Genomic DNA, 6,219 nt, shown 5'->3' with positions numbered 1-6,219 from the left:
TTTTATTAAAGTATTATTACTTATACTATCATGACTTATTAAAGTATTATTTGCTGAATAAAAATCTATATCAAAGTCTGTAGCATACTCTTCATTAAGTACATCAAAATATATTGTAATCCCCATTGAGCTTCTTTCAGTTTCAAACTCTAATTCTATTTTTTCAGGAATGCTAAATATATATTTATCATCACATAAATTCTCACTAAGCCATCCAATTTCAACATTACCCTCATTTCTTTTAGGTGGAATATTAAAACTTCCATCTAACTTAAAAAAATCTTTTTCAAATGTAGCATATTTTAAATTAGGTATTCTTATATTATTAGTTAATTGGTTTTCTCTGCTTATTTCTGCTCTACTACTAACCTTTTTTATATTTTTATAAGCCTTATAATCTAATATTTTAAATTTAATTCTAGCTTTACAACTTCTAATAGGTGCATAAACTGACTTTTTATACTCTTTGCTTACATTTATCAATTCACCCACCTACCTCTCTATTAAATTAAATTTAGCATCTTTGTATCTAATATTACCATTTATAAAGTCTAAAGCCCCTGCGCTTCTATCTCCAGCATAAAAAGTACCATTTCTTACTCCGCCATCCTGAGGGTCTATATATTCCACTTTAAAAAATACAGGGCTTACTAAATTAAGTAGTCTACTTAGATCTTCTTTACTTAAGAACTTCCATGCTAATTCTAACTTTCTTTTTGTTGCTATTCTTTCTATTATCATAGTTCCGTTAGCGTTTCTTTCAGCATTAGAAATGTCATTTATAGATACTTGATAATCAGTAGGAGCAGGTAAAACTACTCCATTTATTTTAATCATCTTACCTCACTCCCTATTTTGTTTGTATTATCATACTATTACCAATTCTTTGATTTTCAGCATCTGCATAAGGCTTAAATAACCTTGCAAACGTGGTTCCGTCTAATTGAAATACACTATCTCCTGTGTTGTTATTTGAATTATTACTTGATTGTGTATTAAACTGTATTGCTGCTAAAACAGCACTAGCTACTACACTACCAACTTTATCAATCCACCCTGTATTATTCTCAAGCGGAACAACAGCCTCTTTTCCAGCTTCCCCTACCATAGCTAAGGTCGGACTATCTATAACCCCTCCTGTCGCTAACTTTGATATATGAGGGGCTTTTATCGGATTTAAGTTAATATCAACCCCGGGTATTCTATTAATTAAATAAATTGCTCCTTGTATTAATCCGTTAATTCCTTCAATAACCGCCTTTATTGCAAAATTTATAACATCTATAGTTACATTTAAAGCAGCTTTAAATATTCCACCTATTAAATCAGCTATACCAGAAAAAGCATCAATTACTCCACGCCATGCTTTTTTCCAATCTCCAGTAAAAACACCAACTATAAAATCTATTATTCCACCTAATATTTTTAGAATCGATTTTACAATGTCAGATATATTAGCAATAAAAGTACCAAACAAATCAATGATAAATTTTATAATATTTGAAAAAGTAGGTCCTAATGTAATCACAAGCCAATCTACAAGTGGTTTAATAAATCCATTGTACAGCTCTAAAGCTCCATTAACACACTTTAATACAAACTCACCAACTTGTTTCACTAATCCCTTAAGATGCTTATCCCATAACCAAGATAACATTTCTAAGAATGGTTTAATTATTGGATTTAAAACATTATCCCATAGCAATTGTAAAGTTTCTTTTAATCCCTTAAGAAAATTAGAAACATTATTTAATAAATCAATACCATACTTATCCCATAAATTTTTAATTATATTTAAAAAATCTAATAGTATTTTCTTTAATAATTCCAAACATGGGCTAACAATACCTACTACATTAGTTAATGTTGATACTATTAAATTCAAAAAATCATTTAATATTTTACCTGAATTATTAAATATATCTTTAAAAATAGGCAACATTGTTGATACTAAAGCTCCTATGATAGGGTTAACAAATCCATTAATAAAATATTCACCTAAAGGTTTTAATGTATTATTAAAAAAATCATCAATAGTTTTACTAATTTTGTTCCACGAATTATTAACACATTCTCTAAATTTTTCATTAGATGCATAAAGTGCAGTAAATCCAATAACTAGAGCCGCTATACCTGCTATTACTAAAACAATAGGATTAGTAGCTAATACATTCAATGCAATCCCTAAATTTTTAATAGAACTTACAACTATTAAAGAGAACTCTAATGCCTTAATAGCAGCTATAACACCTAAAATAGCGCTACAAATAACAGTTAATAAATTCTTATTGCCTGAAACATATTCTATTGCAACTCTTATTTTTTCTAACAAAGGATTTAACCCATTAGCTAATCCTGGAATCTTCGATATAAACCAATTTGTCATAGGTAATATAAAATTATTATAAATCGACAATGCTAGTTTAACTAACGCTAATCCTATTCTAGCTACATTTTCTATAAATAGCTGTACTGGCGGTGTCTTTAACACTTCATATAAATGCTTTAGTGTATTTTTAGTTCCATCAATAGCTTGTTTAAATGCAGACATAACACTAGAACCATCTTTTTGCCAAGCTGCCTTTAATGGATTAAATAAAGTAGCCATAACTGCCTTTAAATTATTAAGCATAGCTTCAACTGATTTTCCAGCAGCAGATGTTGGGGCTGTATTTATACCAGGAGATACTAGTTTAGGAACTTTACTTTTAGCACCTCCACCACTATCACCATCATGTTTATTTTTAGCTAGAACATTAATTTCATCAAATCCAGCAAGTGCACCTTTTGCGTCTTTACCCGCTTTTTTAGCCGTTGTTCCATAATCACCCATAGCTTCTTTTGCATTAATTAATCCTTGAGTTGCTTGATAACTAGCTTGATATGTTTTACCAAATAATGCACTTGTAAACATAGCTATATAGGTAGTTATAGTAGATAATGCACTCATTAAAGCATTCACTGCTGGAAGAACCGCATAGAAGATAGGTGTAAAAGCAACCATTAAATTAGTTTTTATTTGAGCTAATGAATTAGCAAACTGTTGGTTAGTCATAAATGTTTCACCAATTGACTTTGCCATAGAAGTTATTCCTTTTATTATAAGTGGAAATACCATCCCCCATTTAAAAAGAGAACTAAAAAACATACTAGCTCCACCATAAGCACCTCTAAAATTGTTTCCAGTTGTTTTAGCTCCAAATCCTAGCTGTTTTAAAGCTTGTGAGAATCCTTTGGTGCTATTACCTGCTTTACCTGCATTAGAAGTAAAAGCTTTTGTTTTATTCGTTAACGATGTAGTTTCTGCATTAGCTATCCTAGGTGATGCACCTAACTTTTTAAATTCAGAATCCAAATCAGCTAATTTAAAACCTAACTTATCAGATGTAGCTATCAGCTTATTTATAGCTTCTTCTGTTTTTAATATTTGTTCCTCTAGTTTGTTTTTCCTAGCTTGATTAAAAGTATTATTATATTCTTCTCTAAGCCCAGCAAGTTTAGCTTGTTGTTGCTCTATTTTAGCATTAGTGTTGTCTAATGTTCTTTCTACACCTTCAATCTGAGATTTTAAAATTTCTTTGTTAGTGGTTGGTGGCCCTCTAGTTCCTATAGTTTTAGATACATTAGATAATTTAGGCTTAGGGATTTTAACTTCAGGAAACTTTGGAGTTGGCAACTTAATTTTTTTCATAGCAGCAAACGCTGACGAAAGAGTTTTACTTGTAGAATCTTTCATCCTAGACAACATACTTTTCATTGTATTATTAACACTATTAAGGTTATCTTTAGCACTCTTATTTATACCATCAAAAGAAGATTTAAAAGAGTTATTTAATGTATCTTTCAAATTTTTACCCATTGAATTACTTATTGCATTTATTTGTTTTCCTATATCACTTGCAATTTCTAAATCTAACGTAATCTTTCCTACACTATCACTCATAAAATACCTCCTTTCTATATAGAAAAAGCACCTAGATTTATCTAAGTGCTATCCAAATGCTTTTGCAAATATTTCTTGTACTTTTCTCACTTCTTCTGCCTTTTCTTCGTCGGTCATATCACATATAGTATTATTCCTATTTCTCCAATCATTACGAATTTTATGTTGCTCTTGAGTAAAGTTTTTAAGCATATCCTCGTTTTCTTCTGACCTAATACTAACTATTTGACCTAGAGGGGTTTTAGCCATTATACCTGATAGGAGGGTACAGAATTCACTCCAAGACATATCATTTTCGCTTCTCAACCTTATGCCATACTGAGCTGTAAAGGAGGCTTCTATAAGCCCCCAATCCTCAACAAGATCATACCATTTATCTCTTCCGAAAACCTTTCGCTTGTTTAACTGCTTCCTGTTCTATTTCTTCAAGCTCAACTTCATTTAAAGCTGCCATTATTGTATTAATAATTGTATTAGTAGCTTTAACGGATAGTTTAAGACTGTTTATATAATCCAGAGCCTCTTTACCAAGACTTGCTTCGATTATTTTATCTATCTTCTCAAAGTCATCTAACTTCTCATCATCAGAAAGTTGCTTAATAAATATTGCTTGATTCTTACTATTGTTCACTGTATATTCATGTTCATTGTCTATTTTAATTACTGGTTTATCATTTGTAAGCCTATCCATTATATTATAAACTTTAGCCATTCCTTAATTCCTCCTAAACTGTTTTTGGTGCTGGGGTATATTGTGGTTTACCATCACCTTTTAATTCAAATTCAAGCGGTGCAACGTTCTTAGCATCTCCACCACCAACATTTTTAACATCTATTACACAATTAAAATCTACTTTAGCACCATCTGGAAACAAAATCTGTCCTTTTGTGCTACAGTCTAATCCATCTTTCCATGCAGTTGCAGCAACATAATCATTACCTGGATCACCTACATTTCTTTTTCCTTTTAAATCAACTGAAAATGCTTTACTTGTCATTAACGACCTTTCCCATCCAGACGTACTAAATGAAGTCCACGTTTCAGCCTTACCGTCTATTTTTGTACTGAATGATTCCATATCAGCTATGGTTACCATATCAGCCTCTGTACTTGCTAATCCTTTGATTCCTATTTTAAATTGAATATTAAATACTGGAAATACACCTGTAAATCCTGGCATTAAAATCACTACCTTTCATAATATATTACTGTTTCTATTACATATTCAAAGACACCATTACTATCTGTACCAACTCCTATTGGTTCAGAAGTTCTCATATCAAAATTTATAACCCTTTTGCCACCGATAATGGCACTTTGTCCGAACAGAACATTATATACATCCTGTGCTTTCTGCTCTGCTATATTATTGTTTTTACCCCAATGTACAAGTATAGAAATAGCCTTAGTTGAATAGCTTATATTACTTATTCCACCTAAGGCTAAATTTGGATTAGGGCCCATAATATTATATAGTCCTATGCATTGCTCTTTACTTCCATCAATCTTACCTGCATACCATTGCGGACATTCTATCTTTGTTTTTAACCATTCTCTTACTTCACTTAAAAGCATTATTTTATCAATCCTTTCGCATTACTTTTTAAGTGATTTTTAAATTTTTCTTTTATAAATTCTACTTTTTCACCATCAACATAGTCCTGCATCCATTTGCCTTGTGCATTAGCATTTTTATCTCTACGAAAATTAAATTCAGGATGCCAATATAAGCGCCTAGCGTAAGGAGTATCAAAATATATATGAGTAACTCCATTATCTAAAGCTGATAAATCAACACTAGAGCTATCTTGTAAATTTCCAGTATCATATGGAACTACTGCTGAAGTCTTTATATCTTCTAAAACATCATTAGTAGTACTTTCAATAGACATTTTTTGAGCCTGTATAAGTTCATTTATTTTATCTTCAAATATTTCAACTTTAACATTAATCATAATAAATCTATCTCCGTTGAAAATACACTACCATCTGGATTTTTAGGTTTAGTTACTTTATAAATATCCTTTTTAATTTCACCAATCTTAATATATCCTTCAAGTAATTTAACTGGACAAATATCACCTTCTATAATAATTGAGCCGCTAAGAGATATTAAATTCTTTTTAGCATCCAATACTTGTCTACTTTCCTCATTATAATTTGACAATCCATCATAAATTAATTTTTCTACAGGCTCCCCATCTTCATTTATAAATGTCTCATAAACTTTAATTGAAGTATTTAAAATCCACTTAGGAAATGTTAACTTCATAAA

General features: G+C 30.6%; 8 protein-coding genes and 1 pseudogene. All 9 read right to left on the bottom strand.

The annotated features are described in order from the left end of the window. Window positions 1-483: pseudogene (locus tag BUB01_RS18455) on the bottom strand (hypothetical protein); the annotation flags it as partial. A 9-nt stretch (window positions 484-492) separates the two neighbouring features. Continuing rightward, entirely contained in the window at window positions 493-837 is a 345-nt protein-coding gene (locus BUB01_RS18450; protein WP_072991641.1) for a DUF6711 family protein, read from the bottom strand. Window positions 838-850: 13 nt separating this feature from the next. Next, window positions 851-3,943 (bottom strand): hypothetical protein, encoded by a 3,093-nt coding sequence (locus BUB01_RS18445; RefSeq protein WP_072991638.1) that lies wholly within the window; start codon window positions 3,941-3,943, stop codon window positions 851-853. Window positions 3,944-3,991: 48 nt separating this feature from the next. Then, entirely contained in the window at window positions 3,992-4,285 is a 294-nt protein-coding gene (locus tag BUB01_RS18440; protein WP_072991635.1) for a Gp15 family bacteriophage protein, read from the bottom strand. A 31-nt stretch (window positions 4,286-4,316) separates the two neighbouring features. Beyond that, window positions 4,317-4,655 carry a hypothetical protein gene (locus BUB01_RS18435; RefSeq protein WP_072991632.1) on the bottom strand — a complete coding sequence of 113 codons (339 nt, stop codon included), beginning with the start codon at window positions 4,653-4,655 and terminating at the stop codon, window positions 4,317-4,319. A gap of 13 nt (window positions 4,656-4,668) precedes the next feature. Then, window positions 4,669-5,124, bottom strand: coding sequence for a phage tail tube protein (locus BUB01_RS18430; RefSeq protein ID WP_072991628.1), 456 nt, complete (start codon window positions 5,122-5,124; stop codon window positions 4,669-4,671). Between the two features lie 8 nt (window positions 5,125-5,132). Further along, window positions 5,133-5,519: a phage tail terminator protein gene (locus BUB01_RS18425; RefSeq protein WP_072991624.1), complete on the bottom strand. Its 387-nt coding sequence runs from the start codon at window positions 5,517-5,519 to the stop codon at window positions 5,133-5,135. Continuing rightward, window positions 5,519-5,899 (bottom strand): minor capsid protein, encoded by a 381-nt coding sequence (locus tag BUB01_RS18420; protein WP_072991621.1) that lies wholly within the window; start codon window positions 5,897-5,899, stop codon window positions 5,519-5,521. The genes BUB01_RS18425 and BUB01_RS18420 overlap by 1 nt, the downstream gene beginning before the upstream one ends. Then, window positions 5,896-6,216 carry a hypothetical protein gene (locus tag BUB01_RS18415; protein WP_072991617.1) on the bottom strand — a complete coding sequence of 107 codons (321 nt, stop codon included), beginning with the start codon at window positions 6,214-6,216 and terminating at the stop codon, window positions 5,896-5,898. The genes BUB01_RS18420 and BUB01_RS18415 overlap by 4 nt, the downstream gene beginning before the upstream one ends. Between the last annotated feature and the right edge of the window lie 3 nt (window positions 6,217-6,219).

Source organism: Clostridium cavendishii DSM 21758 (assembly GCF_900141845.1).
Lineage (GTDB): Bacteria > Bacillota > Clostridia > Clostridiales > Clostridiaceae > Clostridium_AG > Clostridium_AG cavendishii.
The sequence above is the reverse complement of the archived record's forward strand: the minus strand, read 5'-3'. Positions and strand labels throughout refer to the sequence as shown.

Coding starts and splice junctions, on each gene's coding strand:
- BUB01_RS18445 (WP_072991638.1), bottom strand. CDS start 3,943: ATGAGTGATAGTGTAGGAAAGATTACGTTAGATTTAGAAATTGCAAGT.
- BUB01_RS18430 (WP_072991628.1), bottom strand. CDS start 5,124: ATGCCAGGATTTACAGGTGTATTTCCAGTATTTAATATTCAATTTAAA.
- BUB01_RS18435 (WP_072991632.1), bottom strand. CDS start 4,655: ATGGCTAAAGTTTATAATATAATGGATAGGCTTACAAATGATAAACCA.
- BUB01_RS18415 (WP_072991617.1), bottom strand. CDS start 6,216: ATGAAGTTAACATTTCCTAAGTGGATTTTAAATACTTCAATTAAAGTT.
- BUB01_RS18420 (WP_072991621.1), bottom strand. CDS start 5,899: ATGATTAATGTTAAAGTTGAAATATTTGAAGATAAAATAAATGAACTT.
- BUB01_RS18450 (WP_072991641.1), bottom strand. CDS start 837: ATGATTAAAATAAATGGAGTAGTTTTACCTGCTCCTACTGATTATCAA.
- BUB01_RS18425 (WP_072991624.1), bottom strand. CDS start 5,519: ATGCTTTTAAGTGAAGTAAGAGAATGGTTAAAAACAAAGATAGAATGT.